This window comes from Bradyrhizobium sp. SZCCHNS3002, assembly GCF_032377435.1.
In the GTDB taxonomy this organism is placed as follows: domain Bacteria; phylum Pseudomonadota; class Alphaproteobacteria; order Rhizobiales; family Xanthobacteraceae; genus Bradyrhizobium.
Genome location: NZ_JAUHHY010000001.1, coordinates 734,247 through 747,634 on the forward strand (window position 1 = coordinate 734,247; position 13,388 = coordinate 747,634).

Here is a 13,388-nt window from a genome sequence, read left to right on the forward strand (position 1 = left end):
GGCGAACGCCGTCGGCATAGCCTTCGCGGTGCATTCGGGGTATGCTCCGCCTGCGGCCTGAGGTGGAGGTCGCATGGGTCGCGCAACCGCCATGTCTTCGCCTTGGTTCGGGCGGATATGACCAAGTGTCGATGAGATTAGGAATCAGCCGAGCGTCGCGACGGAACGATGATGGGACGTTCCTGAGCATGCGGCTCTGGCCAAGATGGATGACCGTGAACATGCAGATGCGTGGGCACGAGGGACAACCGGTATCCAGGTTCTGTGCTGATGCGGCCGGAGAGGCCGAACGTCCCGTGGCGCAGTCGTCATCCGACGTTGGTGTCACGAGGCGTCAGTACGATGCGGCGTGAGTACGCGAAGCGTTGGTGCACGAGGCGTTGGTAGGACGACGCATCGGAACAGAGCCGAGCGCCGCCTGCGAGGCGGACGACAACGGAGGACGGAGCGTCAATGCTTGCAACGACGACCAAAGACGGCGATCAGCAGCCTCATGCCATGATCGATCCCGAGATCGTGCTGGCGGCCCGCGCCGATCGCACCGCCGCCGAAGCGGACAGGCGCAGCTCGCAACGGCCACCGGATGTGCCCTCGCCGAAGATCGACCCTGACTACAGGACGCAGGCGACGAGCGACTTCGCGGTCACCGGAGAGCGCAGCACGTTCGCCACCTGGGCCGTGCGCACCATTCTGGCGGTGCTGTTCGCGGTCGGCAGCGCGGTCGCCGCAGCCGCCTGGCAGAGCTACGGAGACCAGGCCCAGGAGATGATCGCGCATTGGATGCCGCGGATCTCGCTGGCATCGAACACCGACAAGGATGCCGCGGCACAGCCAGCCGCGACCGCGCCCCAGCAGACGGCCGCAGAAGCGCCGGCTGAGGCGCAGGAGCACGCAACGAGCGTGGCTGGCGCGACCGAGTCGCAGGAGCAGGCGCAGTTGCTGCAATCGATGGCCCACGACCTGGCTGCCTTGAGCCAGCAGATCGGCGAGCTGAAGACGAGCCTCGCACAGTTGAAGGCCGGGCAGGAGCAGATGGTCCGCGACATGGCGCGGGTCGCCGAGGCCAAATCCAGCGACAGGCCCGCCGAGCGGCCGAGCGAGCGGACCGCGGAAGCACGGTCGTTCGATCCGCGCGCCATCGAGCAGACGATCCGGCCGCGCCCGGCCGCGCGCCCTGCGACGGCGGCCGTGACCCCGGCACAGCCCGGAGCAGCGGTGCCGCACCGGCCGCGCATGCCGCCGCCGGCTGCAGCCAACATGGTACCCCCGCCGCCCGCTCCGATGCCGCTGCCGTCGGCGCCGGTCGATCCGGACCAGCCCGTGGTGCGTCCGCCAATGCCGGTGCGCTGAGGGATCCGCACAGGCGCCCGCGCCGGTCCGCGCCGATTGGCGCGGGGGTGATCGATGTCGTCGATCCACTTGTCGCGACGCGGCTTTCCGAGCTAAGGAGCTGCGCCTGACAATGCGCATCCCGAGGGGTTCATGAGCCTGACCGATCCGACCATCCTGTCCGCCTCCGACCTCGCAGACCGCATCGCGATCCTGCGCGACAACATCCGCCAGATCACCGAGCAGGCCGCCTCGCAGTCGGGTGCCGCCGACGAGGAGCGCAACGCCGACCGCCTCGCGCAGCAGAGCGAGGAGCTCGACGTTCTGCTCAAGGAGCAGGAGCGGCGGCTGAACAAGTAGCCGGCGGCCCCTTCGATCAATTCGCGCGTGCTGCACTGCGCTCGTTGTTGCCCGGGCTTCGGTCACAGGCTAGCCTCGCCGAAAACAAGCGGGAGGTAGCCAGAGGATGCGAAACGGTCTGCTCTACACGTCAACCCTTGCGACATTGACCATTGCGGCATTGCTGGCGGCGCTGACACCGGGCAGCGCCGAGCCACGCCACATGTATACGACCATGGTGCTGGAGGCGTTCGCCACCAAGGTCGAATGTCCCGGCGTCGATGTCGTCTATCAGGATCTGGTCCAGAAGGCGCAGGACATGAAGATGCCTGACGGAACGACCGAGAAGGTACGCAAGGCGATCGCCTATATGCACACCGGCGGCAAGATGGGCGAGAAGCAGGACGATGATCTGATGGCGGAGGTCGCCGTCGCCACGCAGGCCATCGATATGGATCAGCGCCGCCTCGGCATGACGAACTGGTGCGAGGAGCAGAAGAAGACGCTGGCCGGCTTCATCCGTCCCAAGGGCTGAGCCGGGCTCGCGGCGCAGGCACAGCACAGCTCTCGCAGCGGCCAGGAACCAGAATGGCCGCTGGCGCTTGGCCGTAGCGGCTGCTGCGTAGCAGATGTCCAGCCCGGAGCGAGCCATGCGCATCGAAACCGCTTTCCTGTTCGACCTCGACGGCACGCTGGTCGACAGCGTCTACCAGCATGTGCTGGCCTGGAAGACGGCGCTGGATGCCGAGAGCATCGAGCTCTCGGTCTGGCGCATCCACCGCAAGATCGGGATGAGCGGCGGCCTGTTCACCAACCAGCTGCTGCGCGAGACCGGCTATGCCATCGAGCCCGAGCGGATCGAGCGGCTGCGGAAGGCGCATGCGGCTGCCTATCAGAAGCTCGGAGGCCAGGTCCGCCCCCTGCCCGGCGCCCGCGAGCTGCTCGGCTTCCTGACCGATGCCGGCATCCCCTGGGCGATCGCGACCAGCGGCAGAATGGAAACGGCGGCCGTCAATCTCGCCGCGCTCGGCGTCGATCCCAAGACCAGCGCCGTCGTGACCCGTGACGAGGTCCGCTACGCCAAGCCGGATCCCGATCTGTTTCTCGCCGCCGCCGCCCGCCTCGACATGCCGATCGAGCGCGCGGTCGTGGTCGGCGACAGCATCTGGGACATGCTCGCCGCAACCCGCTGCCGGGCGCTCGGAGTCGGCCTGTTGAGCGGCGGCTATGGCTCGGAGGAATTGCGCCAGTCCGGCGCCATCCGAGTCTACGAGGATCCGGCCGACCTGTTCGACCACATCGACGAGGTCGGCGGCCGGCGCTAACTCCCGCCAGTCAACTCTGCGGGCCCGACAGCGAGATGTCGCGTTCGGCGCGGAACACGTTGGCGTAGAGGTTTGCGATCCACTGGCGCCCGGTCGAGGTCATGTTGAGATAGCGGATCTCGGTCTGGATGTGCGGCGCGACGCTGTTCCAATAGAACTGCGGATAGCGGTTGACGATGTCGGCCGGCGACTCATAGCCGAGCTGCCGGTTGATGCCGACCTCCTCGAACTCGTGATACAGCGCGTTGGCCTTGCGGATGTAGTTGGGGTCGCCGAGCTGTCCGATCAGGTCGGCGGCGCGCACGATCGACTGCTCTTCGTCGAAGTGCTGGCCGGCGAGCGGCGGAAAGCGCGTGCCTTCGATGGCGCGGGCGATGCGGTCCTTGTCCAGCGGCGCCATGCCTTCGATGCGGTTGATCACGTACAGCTTCGAGCGGTCGACGTGATACGGCATCAGGCTGGCATCGGAGGAGCCGCGCGGCAGGCAGATCTTGCGGCCGCCGCGATCGACGACGAAGCCGTTGACATCGTCTTCCCTGAACAGGCCGCGGACATAGCCGATGTCGTGAAGCAGGCAGGCCAGGATGACGTGGACGTAGTCGTCCGCCGTCATGTGGCTGTGCAGCGCACGGCCGCGCAGGATCTCGTGGCCGGCCAGCGTCACCAGCAAGGTGTGCTCGACGTTGTGATACAGCGCATCGCTGTTGCCGATGCATTCCAGTGCAATGCGCGCAGCCGCCGGAAGCATCTCCGTCAACTGGGTATGAGACGATCCGAAACGGCGTCGCATATAGGAGCTGAGGAAACGCTCCAACGCCGCTGCCGCGAGCTCCGGTAAGGTCATCATCGCCGCTGCCCTGCCTCAGACAGCCCTAACACAACGTCAAAAGACATAACGCCCGAAAACACAATCACGATAACGCGGCTCGTGGAACGACTGAGACGTCACGATACGGCTCGGGGCGGCCAGCTTCGCACGGACACGCACGAGATCGGCACCCCCGGGGCGTCGAGCACCTTGGCCGACGAGCATAGCCCAGGTTGCGGATATCGGCCACACCCGGACGAGCGCACACCGGAAAACTGCGGGCCGAGCGGCTGAACCTGAGCAGCTCACGTTCACTCGCCGCGGCCCGTTCCCCTCGCAGGACGAAGCGAGCGGAGATCGTCGTGCGGCCCGCCGGACTAGCGTCCCCGGACCGGCAGCGGCGGCCGCGGCGGTCGCGTCTCACCGCGATAATCCCGTCGCCGCGCAGCAGGACGACGGGCCGGCGCGGCTGCCGGCGCATCGACCGACTGCAGATAGGTGCTCAAGGCCGACGCGGCGTCGTCGCTGCTGGTGTAGTGCTTCTGCAGGAACAAATAGAGCGTCAGGCGGAAGCGTCCCTTGGCGAGCCCACGTGCCGAGCGATGACAGGTGGCGCAGCTGTCCGCAAACAGCCGCGCGCCGGATTTACCGGCATCGAGATTTTCCGCCCGTGCACCGCTGATGATAATCAGCAGCAGCACGGCCGATCCAACAAGCCCCAGCTGCGCTCCGGCGCGCCTGCGCGCAGGGACGCGCTCAGGCGACATCAGCCTGCGGGCTTTCCTCGGCCTGCGTACCCAGCGCATCGAGATCGACCAGCGCCGGATCGTCGGGCATCGGCTCGCTCTGCTGCTGTCCGCCGCCATGGACGTGCATCAGCGTCTGCACCCGGCGCGCGTTGAGATAGTCGACGTGCTGATGCGCCAGCGCCAGCGGCAGCAGGGCCTTGGGCAGCGCGGTCATGGTAAAGGCGGCGACGCGCTTCACCTCCTCGCCCTCACGCCAGGTCAGCGGGCTCAGCGTATAGATCATCTGGCGGTCGGTCTCGGGCGCCGGCAGTTGCCGCATCTCGGGCGGCGCCAGCAGGGCCACGTTGATGTTGCCGGCCCGCGTGCGGCTCGCGGCCGCGCGCAGCTCCCAGCAGATCAGCTCCGCGGCGGACATCACCTCGCGCCGGATGTCGTCGACATCGGACGCGAAGCGGCTGGCCTCGCTCAGCGCCGCGCGGCCGCGCGTCACCGCATCGACGAGCGCCGCCGCACCGATCTCGAAGCGCGGAACCGCCTGCTCGATCGCGGTGGCGACGGCCTCGATGTCGTTGGCGGCGCGGTCGCGGTCGCGCTGCGCCACCGCGTCGGCGAAGGCGCGTTCGGCCAGGATGATCTGCTCATCGCATTCGGCGACTGCTGAGCGCAGCGCCTTGGCCTTCTGCTCGACGGCCTGCATCTTGGATTCGGCACGATCGAGCTGCCCGTTGCTGGCGCCGGCCTTGGCGAGCCGCTCTGCGGCAACCTTCTTCTCGTCCAGCGCCGCCTCGGCCACGCGGAGGCGATCCGTCAGCCGTTGCCGCGCGGCCTGCTTGTCCTTCAGCGCACGCTCGAAGATCTCGACGGGGCTCAGCTCACGCTTGAAGAAGACCATGGCAATAATCCCTGGACGGCGGGCGCGCCGGCAAACGTTGGTCGGCGAATCCACCGCCGAATCATGTTGCCCGATTCTTGCGTGGAAAATGGGTCGGAAACCAGGATGAGATGCGGCACACGTTTCCCTTGACGGAACGTATCCACCGCCGGCTGCTGCGGAGCAGAGTCGGTCGATCCGGCGGAACGCGCGGCAATATTCGGTAAAATGGAAACCGATGTCAGCTCTGGTGCGGGCCGCGCATCATCCGCATCGCATCCGAGATGTGGCGCCATTCGCGGGCCTCCTCGGCCTCGCCGCTGGCTTCGCATTGCTGCGCCTTCTGCGCAGCCTGCGCGACGGCCGAGGCGCCGTGCATCTCGAGCATCTGCCGGGCGATCGCGTGGATCTGGACTTCAGACATCATGTCGAGCTCCTGTCGCCGGATCGAATAACCCAAGTCAACTTTCTCCATACCGATGCGTTCCGTGAGATGGATCACTGCGGGCCCGGTTCCCCAGGCTTAGACTTCTCCCCGTAATTTACCTTACGTGATCAATCCGATTTCGCGTGCGCCGCCATACTGTTACTCCTGGCTGAGATTCGCCGGATGGCGATTGAGGAGACGGACATGACGCAGGTCTTCTTCCACTGCTCCAATCCCGAGGAGTTTCTCGTCGATCGGCGTGGAACCGCGGTCGTCGATCTCGCCGAGGCCTGCGATCACGCCGAGCGCGTCATGCATTCGCTGATTTCCTCCGAAAGCGACGAGGATTGGCGCGACTGGGTACTCCACATCTCCGATGATCTCGGCGAGGAAATCATCGCCATGCCGTTCACGTCGGTGCTCGGCGCGATGCATTGAACGACGCTGCGCGCCATGCCGCGGCGCTGAGACATTGTGTCCGCATTAGGGTTACCGGTTCCCTGACAGGTTCCACTCCCCGCATTCTTCTCGCCACATTTGTCCGCCATTTCGGCGCTGTTGCGACGGAGGGGACATCTCATGACCAGACTGCTGGCGACCGCGGCCTTGGCGCTGACACTGACGGCATCGGCGGCGATGGCCGACGAGCACCGCGGCGGCGATGCCGCGCTGGGCGCCTTGTCGGGCGCCGTCGTGTTCGGACCGGTTGGAGCGGTTGCCGGCGCCGTTGTCGGCTACACGGCAGGTCCCTCGATCGCGCGCTCCTGGGGCTTCCGCCGCTCGCGCGCGGCGCGGTCACAGCAGGTCCGGCGTCCGGTCAGGGACAGCCAGGCTGCGATGACCGAGTCTCAGCAGCAACCGCAGGCCGCGCCGCGCAGCGCACCATCGCCTGCACGGACCGTCGCTGTCGCACCGCCGGCACCGCGCGGTCCGGTGGCGCCCCCGGTGCAGACACTCGAGTAGCTGACTAATCAGTAGCCGCGGGCGCGATCGACGACGTTTAGCAACGGCTCGCCGCGCAGCAGCCGCCGGGCATTCTCCGCGACCTGCTGCGCGATCACCTCCCAGGATGCGATCGCCGCCATGTGCGGCGTCACCAGCACGCCCGGCTCGCGCCACAGCGCATGGTCCGCGGGCAACGGCTCATGCGCGAAGACGTCGAGCACGGCGCCGCGCAGATGGCCGCTGCGCAGCAGCGCAACCAGATCCTCCGTCACCAGGTGCTCGCCGCGGCTGCACAGGATCAGCGCGGCGCCCTTGGGCAGCCGGCCCAGACGCTCGGCATCGAGCAGCCCCACGGTCGAGGCCGTCAGCGGCAGCAGCGAGACCAGGATCTCCGTCTCGCCCAGGAAGTCGTCGAGCGCAGCGGCGCCGCAATGGGTCCGCACGCCGGCGAGCGCCTTGGGCGAGCGCGACCACGCGCTCACCGCGAAGCCCAGCTCGACCAGACGGATCGCGGCCGCGGAGCCGAGCTCTCCGAGCCCGAGAATGCCGACCCGACGGTCCCTGGCGGCACGCTGCTCGTAGCGCCGCCACACGCCGTTCCGCGCGTTGCCGACGGCGCGATCGAAATCGCGGTGGAAATACAGCGTCCCCCACAGCACGAACTCGGTCATGGCCGCCGAGATGTCGGGATCGACGATCCGGCACAGCGGCACATCCGGCACGGTGGAATCGGACAGGATATTGTCAACGCCGGCCGCGATCGAATGGATCAGCTTCAGCTTCGGCATCGCCGCCAGCGCACCGGGCTCCGGCTTCCAGCACACGGCAAGCTCGGCGTCGCGCGCCGCGGCTTCCGGCCATGACGCGACGGTCACGCCCGGCAGCTCGCGCGCGAGCAGCGCCCGCATCGGATCCATCAGCCCGGGACGGCTGAGAAGCGCGACCGTGATCATGCCGGCCGCAGTCCGCACCATTGCGCGACGAACATCGCGATCGACAGCGTGGTCTTGCGCACGCTGTCGAGATCGACGCGCTCGTCGAACGCGTGCGGACCGATGCCGTAGGGCCCGTAGCACAGCGCCGGGATGCCGTAGTCGACCTGATAGTAGCGGGTGTCGTTGACCGCCGTGGACAGCCGCACGTCCAGCGGCTGCTCGAACACGCGCGCATGCACGTCGGCGAGCGCGGCCTCCGCGGCGCTGCCGGGCTCGCACACGGCGGGATCGGCCTGGAAGCCGCTCCACACCAGCTCGACCGGATTCTCCGACAGGAAGCTGTCTGCGGCCTGCGCTATGGCGAGACATTGCTCGATGCCGGCCATGGCCTGCGCCGGCGTCTCGCCGGGCAGCACGCCGAGCCGGCAATCGAGGTCGCACCACGCCGGCGTCGAGCTGGCCCAGTCGCCGCCCTTGATGATGCCGACGTTGAACTTGATCGGATCCTTGACCGCGGCGAACCACGCGTTCGACTTGGCGCGCGCGTTGATCTCCCGGGTGTGCTCCTGAAACGCGCGGATCAGGTGCATCGCCGACAGGATCGCATTGGTGCCGGTCTCGGCGTAGGCGACGTGCACCGGCGTGCCGCGCACGCGCAAGCGAAACCAGATCGCGCCGACCTGGGCGCGGGTCAGCGTGTGGCCGGTCGGCTCCGGGATCAGGCAAGCATCAGCCGTGTAGCCGCGCAACAGAGTCGAGAGCGCGCCGTTGCCGGTGCTCTCCTCCTCGGTCACCGTCTCCAGGTGAATGCGTCCGTCCGGCACGAAGCCGGCCGCCTTGATCGCATCGAGCGCGAAGATCATCGCGGAGACGCCGGCCTTCATGTCCTGGGCACCGCGCCCGATCATCCAGCCGTCGCGCACAACAGCCTCATAGGGCGGGTCGTTCCAGAGATCGGTCGGCCCTTCCGGCACGACGTCGACGTGGCCCTGCAGGATCAGGCTGCGGCCCTTGCCCGCTCCGTCGAGCGTCGCCACCACCTGCTGCGAGCTGTCGAGTGCGATGCCGTCCATCGGCGCCGCCTTGGGATGGTGCATCAGGTCGACATCGCCCAGGCTGAAGCGGTCGACCTGATAGCCGCGGCTCGCGAGCTCGCGCGCCAGCCAGTCCTGCACCGGCGCTTCCTCGCCGCGCAGGCTGCGGAACTGCACGAGCTGCTGCAGGAAGGCGACCTGCTTGGCGAAGTTGGCATCGACGGCGGCGGCGAGCCGCTCCATCACGTCATTCGGCACAGCCGCCGCAGCTTCAGTCACGTTGCAAACCTCCAGCCTTCCCGTTCACCTCGGCCGCACGTCAGGCGGCCAGGCACTTCTCCAGGATCGCGAGCCCTTCGTCCACGATCTCGTCCGATGCCGTCAGCGGCACCAGGATGCGAATGGTGCTCGCGGTGACGCCGCACGACAACAGGATCAGGCCGTTCTCGTGCGCCACGCGCGTCACGCGCTTGGTCATTTCCGCATCCGGCTCGTCGCTGCCGCGCTGCTTCAGGATATCGAATGCAACCATTGCGCCAGGACCGCGCGGACCGGAAACCGGAACCAGCGTGTTGGCGCGCGAGAAGCGCGCGATCGCCGCACGCAGCCGCTCGCCGATCGCATTGGCGCGGTCGAGCAGCTTCTCCTGCTCGAACACATCGAGCACGGCAAGCGCCGCGGCGCAGGCCAGCGGATTGCCGCCATAGGTGCCGCCGAGACCGCCCGGCTCGGCGGCGTCCATGATCGCAGCCCGGCCGATCACGCCGGACAGCGGCATGCCGCCGGCGAGACTCTTGGCGACGCAGATCAGGTCCGGCTGCACGTCGTAGTGCTCCATCGCGAACATCTTGCCGGTGCGGCCGAAGCCGGTCTGCACCTCGTCGGCGATCAGCACGATGCCATGGCTGTCGCAGATCCGGCGCAGGCCCCGCATCAGCTCCGGCGGCGCCTGGTGGAAACCGCCCTCGCCCTGCACGGGCTCGATGATGATGGCCGCGACCTGCGAGGCGTCGATGTCGGCCTTGAAGATGAAGTTGATGTAGGACAGCGTGTCCTCGACCGTCACGTTGCTGCCGGCGATCGGAAACGGCGCGTGCCAGACGCCGGGCAGCGGCGGCCCGAAATGCTTCTTGTACGGCATCACCTTGCCGGTCATCGCATTGGCGAGCGCGGTACGGCCGTGGAAGGCGCCGGTGAAGGCGATGATGCCGCTGCGGCCGGTGGCGGCGCGTGCGATCTTGATGGCGTTCTCGGTCGCCTCCGCGCCGGTCGTCAGCAGGATCGACTTGGCCGGCCCCGAAATCGGCGCCAGCGCGTTGAGCCGCTCGCTCAGCCGCACATAGGGCTCGTATTGCAGCACCTGGAAGCAGGTGTGGGTGAAGCGGTCGAGCTGCGCCCGGATCGCGGCAACGACATGCGGATGGCAGTGGCCGGTGTTGAGCACCGCGATGCCGCCGGCGAAGTCGACGTAGCGCTTGCCCTCGACGTCCCACACCTCGCTGTTGAGGGCGCGGTCGGCAAACAGCGGCGTCGCATAGCTCACGCCCCGGACGACGGCCTCATGACGTCGCGCCAGCAGTTCTTCGTTCGCAGGCAAATTCGCAGCCAAATTCGCAACCATGGCTCAACTCCTCGTCGGAAAATCGAGCAGAAGGCTAAGCCGCGAGCCGTCGCGATCAATCAGCTTGTTCCTGACGACAGGTGCCTGCAATGCACCAGACCCAGCAGGATGAGCGCGCAGCTACGCGGCGAGCACATTCTTCAGCCACGCCCGCAGCGCCACGATCGCGGGCTCGTCCCAGCGCTCCCGGAGCGCGACGAGCTGATAGGCTCCCATGTGGAGTGCCGATGGGATCACCTCGACCAGCGCACCGCTGCGCAGATCATCGGCGACCAGCACCTCGTTGGCGAGCGCGACGCCCTGGCCGAAGCGGGCGGCTTCAATGGCGAGATGCGCGTGCCACAGCCGCTGCCCGCGCAACGTGACCGGCTCGCGATACCCCGCCAGCTCGAACCATTGCTCCCATTGCGCGGTGGACTCCTCGTGGATCAGCGAGGCCCTGGCGAGGCCCGGGAGTGTCGCGATCGCCGGAAACCTTGCCAGATAGGCCGGGCTTGCGACCGGGAATACGCGTGGGCACACCAGCTCCTCGGCGACCACGCCGCCGCTCCGGTCGATCGCTTCGGCATAGACGATCTCCGCATCCGCTTCGCCGCGCTGCAGGTCGGGGTGCGCCAGCGTCGGCTGCAGATTGATGTCCCAGTTGCGTGGCGGGCCGCTCAGCTCGGGCAGCCGCGCCAGCAGGCGGCGATTGGCGAGGCCCGGAATGCACCAGATGTTCAGGGTCGGACGCGCCACGGGCCGCACCGACATCGTCGCGCGGGCGATGATGTCGAAGGCCTGGCTGACCTCGGCATGGAACTGACGTCCGGCATCGGTCAGCGCGAGGCCCCGTCCCTCGGCGCGCACCAGCGCCACGCCCAGGCTGCGCTGCAGATTCTGCAGATGGCGCGAGACCACGGTGTGGCTGACCGCGAGCTCGTCGCCGGCGGCGCGCACGCTGCCCTTGCGGCCGACGGCCTCGAAGGCACGCAGCGCGATCAGGGAGGGCAACCGGGGTCTCGTCATGCTCGCACAGTTCTCAGCCTGCGCGGTCTCCCTCCCCGCCCTGAAGCGGAACCGCCACGATCCGTCGATCGCGCGGCTGATGTCGGGAGCGCCGGCGGCCATGCCGGCGTCCGTTGACCGCACAGGACGCTCCGGGCGGAGCACCCGCATCGCGGATCACGAGGGCGCTTTCGCGCGTCATGCCGCTCTTACCGTCAGCATGGGCGCAACGCCAGCCTTGAGAAAGCCACGCTCGCCGGACCGCGCATTTGTCTTAACGCCGCAGGCGACGTCGCAAGCGATCCTTAAGCGTCCTGCGACGACAGGCGGGATTTGCCTCAAAGTTTCCACAATTCGACTTTGAATCGGGGGTGCTTCGAGCAGGAGAACCCCCAAGATGCGGATCAGCCAAATGATCTACGTCGGTTCGCTGGCAGCCCTCGTCGCGACGGCCGCCCCCGCACTGGCGAAAAGCTCCCAGGCATCCAAGCCGGATGATCAGGCCACGTCGTCCCTGCCGTGCCGCGCCTACCAGCAGGCCCCGGACGGGAGCTGGATGGAGCGGCCCTGTCAGGGGCAGAGCGCAAGCGCCCCGGCGCGTCAGCGCGCGGTCACCAACGGGACCGGCAGCGCGGAACAACGTTAGCGGACTTGGAGCGGACTTGGCGCAAGAGCTGGAGCGCTTGCGCTCCGGCCTGCGCTGATGCCCGCACTCAGTAAGGTGGCGCCCTGCGCGCCCGCTGCTCCCTGCCCGCCTCGACCCACCACAAGAGATCGTCGGCAAAGCGCGGAAACGCGTGCTCGAGCGATTGGCCGGAATCGCCGGTCGGCTTGCCGTCGGCGGACAGCGCCTGACCGATCGGGCCGACGGCAAGCGTGCTCGACACCACCACCATGCCCATCTCCGACAACGTGCCGTGCCACGCCGTGGCGGCCCGTGCCCCGGAGAGGCGGCCGGCGGAATAGCTCGCGATCGCCGCCGGACGCCAGAACCATTCCTCGAGAAAGTGGTCGGTGAGGTTCTTCAGTCCCGGCTGCATGCCCCAGTTGTATTCGCCAGTGACGAACACGAAGCCGTCGGCGGCACGGATCTTGGCCGCAAGCTCGGCCATGGCTGCTGGCGCCTGGCCGGGCGGATATTCCTTGTACATGCGGTCGAGCATCGGCAGGCCGACCGCCTTGGCGTCGATCAGCTCGACGACCTGATCCCTGGCGCGCAACCCGTCCACGACGAATTGCGCGAGCCGGATGCCCATCCGGTCGGAGCGATAGGAGCCGTAGAGGACGAGGATGCGGAAGCTCATGGCGGGTCAACTCCTGGCCGTACAATCCGCGCCAAGCTAACACGCCGTCATGTCATCGAGGTAGTTCTGGTCACGCCGCAGATCGAAGGACCGGCGGCGCGTGGCTGGCGGAAACGAGGCGTGGCACGCTCAGCGCGTCACGGTGGCCGAAGCGGAGCGTTCCGATGGCCGGCCGAACACGCTGCGGCAACCGTCGCTGAGGCTGGCGCGCTGTTTCATCATGCAGGCAATGATGCGGTCGCGATCGGGAATCTCCGATGAGCACAGCCGGAAGACGTCGCCCGTGCACAGCCGCCGCTGGTCGTCCTCCGTGAAGGCATGGCCCGCGCGCGGGCTGGCGACCATCGCCAGCGCAAGCCCTGCCATTGCCACATTCCAATTCCGCATCCTGAACAGATGAGTTCGCATCGCCGTCCCCAATTCGCCCGCTGTTTGTCCGGTTCACCCGCTGCCTTCGCTGATGTCGCGAAGCAGTTGCCGCCGCAGAATCAAATGATGACACGTCGCGGCGCGCCTTCAACAAGCGCTCTCGGTCCTGCACCACAATTTTGCGGCCTGTTGCATCTTCGACTCCCCTTGGCCGACCGGAACCTGTGAGACGCCGCCAAATTGTCATTAGGCGAACGCAATCCGGCCCAGCCGCGCTCACACTCTCACGGCGTACTGGCGGCGTCCTGATGGTGCTTCGGACCATCACGTGTCCCGAGTTCAGGT

At 67.6% G+C, this 13,388-nt stretch carries 17 protein-coding genes; 7 read left to right on the forward strand and 10 right to left on the reverse strand.

The genetic code is table 11. The annotated features are described in order from the left end of the window. The first annotated feature begins 453 nt into the window (after positions 1-453). The 4 genes from QW845_RS03320 (at position 454) to QW845_RS03335 (ending at position 2,993) form a co-directional block, all read left to right on the forward strand. Positions 454-1,350, forward strand: coding sequence for a hypothetical protein (locus QW845_RS03320; protein ID WP_315800211.1), 897 nt, complete (start codon positions 454-456; stop codon positions 1,348-1,350). Between the two features lie 132 nt (positions 1,351-1,482). Beyond that, entirely contained in the window at positions 1,483-1,689 is a 207-nt protein-coding gene (locus QW845_RS03325) for a hypothetical protein (protein ID WP_315800212.1), read from the forward strand. Between the two features lie 106 nt (positions 1,690-1,795). Next, complete coding sequence (locus tag QW845_RS03330; RefSeq protein WP_315800213.1) at positions 1,796-2,203, forward strand: hypothetical protein; 408 nt, start codon at positions 1,796-1,798, stop codon at positions 2,201-2,203. 115 nt (positions 2,204-2,318) lie between these two features. Continuing rightward, on the forward strand, positions 2,319-2,993 hold the full coding sequence (locus tag QW845_RS03335; RefSeq protein ID WP_315800214.1) for an HAD family hydrolase: 675 nt from the start codon (positions 2,319-2,321) through the stop codon (positions 2,991-2,993). A 10-nt stretch (positions 2,994-3,003) separates the two neighbouring features. On the opposite strand, the gene QW845_RS03340 is transcribed toward QW845_RS03335, so the two are convergent. The 4 genes from QW845_RS03340 to QW845_RS03355 form a co-directional block, all read right to left on the reverse strand. Beyond that, positions 3,004-3,840, reverse strand: a complete 837-nt coding sequence (locus QW845_RS03340; protein WP_315800215.1) for an HD domain-containing protein — start codon at positions 3,838-3,840, stop codon at positions 3,004-3,006. Positions 3,841-4,178: 338 nt separating this feature from the next. After that, a complete protein-coding gene (locus QW845_RS03345) occupies positions 4,179-4,568 on the reverse strand; it encodes a cytochrome C (RefSeq protein WP_315800216.1) in 390 nt (129 codons plus the stop codon). Further along, complete coding sequence (locus QW845_RS03350) at positions 4,558-5,442, reverse strand: hypothetical protein (RefSeq protein ID WP_315800217.1); 885 nt, start codon at positions 5,440-5,442, stop codon at positions 4,558-4,560. The genes QW845_RS03345 and QW845_RS03350 overlap by 11 nt, the downstream gene beginning before the upstream one ends. Before the next feature lie 220 nt (positions 5,443-5,662). Next, on the reverse strand, positions 5,663-5,845 hold the full coding sequence (locus tag QW845_RS03355) for a hypothetical protein (RefSeq protein WP_315741166.1): 183 nt from the start codon (positions 5,843-5,845) through the stop codon (positions 5,663-5,665). A gap of 207 nt (positions 5,846-6,052) precedes the next feature. On the opposite strand from QW845_RS03355, the gene QW845_RS03360 reads away from it, so the two are divergent. Together QW845_RS03360 and QW845_RS03365 are read left to right on the forward strand one after the other, a co-directional pair. Beyond that, positions 6,053-6,286, forward strand: a complete 234-nt coding sequence (locus QW845_RS03360) for a DUF6894 family protein (protein ID WP_315800218.1) — start codon at positions 6,053-6,055, stop codon at positions 6,284-6,286. A 141-nt stretch (positions 6,287-6,427) separates the two neighbouring features. Continuing rightward, positions 6,428-6,811, forward strand: coding sequence for a hypothetical protein (locus QW845_RS03365; protein ID WP_315800219.1), 384 nt, complete (start codon positions 6,428-6,430; stop codon positions 6,809-6,811). An 8-nt stretch (positions 6,812-6,819) separates the two neighbouring features. Here QW845_RS03365 and QW845_RS03370 read toward each other — a convergent pair whose 3' ends face one another. From QW845_RS03370 to QW845_RS03385, 4 genes are all read right to left on the reverse strand, one after another. Further along, positions 6,820-7,746 carry a glyoxylate/hydroxypyruvate reductase A gene (locus QW845_RS03370; protein WP_315800441.1) on the reverse strand — a complete coding sequence of 309 codons (927 nt, stop codon included), beginning with the start codon at positions 7,744-7,746 and terminating at the stop codon, positions 6,820-6,822. Beyond that, positions 7,743-9,041: an ArgE/DapE family deacylase gene (locus QW845_RS03375; RefSeq protein WP_315800220.1), complete on the reverse strand. Its 1,299-nt coding sequence runs from the start codon at positions 9,039-9,041 to the stop codon at positions 7,743-7,745. The genes QW845_RS03370 and QW845_RS03375 overlap by 4 nt, the downstream gene beginning before the upstream one ends. A gap of 40 nt (positions 9,042-9,081) precedes the next feature. After that, complete coding sequence (gene gabT / locus QW845_RS03380) at positions 9,082-10,383, reverse strand: 4-aminobutyrate--2-oxoglutarate transaminase (protein ID WP_315800221.1); 1,302 nt, start codon at positions 10,381-10,383, stop codon at positions 9,082-9,084. A gap of 120 nt (positions 10,384-10,503) precedes the next feature. After that, complete coding sequence (locus QW845_RS03385; RefSeq protein ID WP_315800222.1) at positions 10,504-11,391, reverse strand: LysR substrate-binding domain-containing protein; 888 nt, start codon at positions 11,389-11,391, stop codon at positions 10,504-10,506. Positions 11,392-11,767: 376 nt separating this feature from the next. Here QW845_RS03385 and QW845_RS03390 point away from each other — a divergent pair, with 376 nt between their 5' ends. Next, positions 11,768-12,016 (forward strand): hypothetical protein, encoded by a 249-nt coding sequence (locus tag QW845_RS03390; protein WP_315800223.1) that lies wholly within the window; start codon positions 11,768-11,770, stop codon positions 12,014-12,016. Between the two features lie 67 nt (positions 12,017-12,083). On the opposite strand, the gene QW845_RS03395 is transcribed toward QW845_RS03390, so the two are convergent. Beyond that, a complete protein-coding gene (locus QW845_RS03395) occupies positions 12,084-12,674 on the reverse strand; it encodes an NAD(P)H-dependent oxidoreductase (RefSeq protein WP_315800224.1) in 591 nt (196 codons plus the stop codon). Positions 12,675-12,803: 129 nt separating this feature from the next. Next, a complete protein-coding gene (locus QW845_RS03400) occupies positions 12,804-13,040 on the reverse strand; it encodes a hypothetical protein (protein ID WP_315712310.1) in 237 nt (78 codons plus the stop codon). Between the last annotated feature and the right edge of the window lie 348 nt (positions 13,041-13,388).